The sequence below is a fragment of the Pseudonocardia sp. SID8383 genome (assembly GCF_009864975.1).
In the GTDB taxonomy this organism is placed as follows: Bacteria; Actinomycetota; Actinomycetes; order Mycobacteriales; family Pseudonocardiaceae; genus Pseudonocardia; species Pseudonocardia alni.
The window spans coordinates 1-238 of sequence record NZ_WWFY01000070.1 but is presented as its reverse complement, the minus strand read 5'-3'; the positions used below and the strand labels follow the sequence as shown (position 1 = coordinate 238).

Sequence of the window (238 nt, the reverse complement as noted above, 5' to 3'; positions counted from 1 at the left end):
GCGCCGACGCGGTCGTCTCCACCCTCCCGGCGGGGGCTGCCGACGCACTGGCCGGTGCGCGCTGGCGGCCGGGGACCGTGCTGCTCGACGCCGTCTACGCGCCGTGGCCGACCGTGGTCGCGGGCGGCGCGGCGGCGGCCGGGGCGCGGATCGTGTCCGGCCTGGAGATGCTGCTGCAGCAGGCGGTCGCGCAGGTCGAGCTCATGACCGGGCGTCCCGGTCCGGAGGCCGCCATGCG

General features: G+C 79.4%; 1 pseudogene. It reads left to right on the top strand.

Going from position 1 to position 238, the window contains the following annotated elements:
* A pseudogene (locus GTW08_RS01605) lies at positions 1-238 on the top strand (shikimate dehydrogenase); the annotation flags it as partial.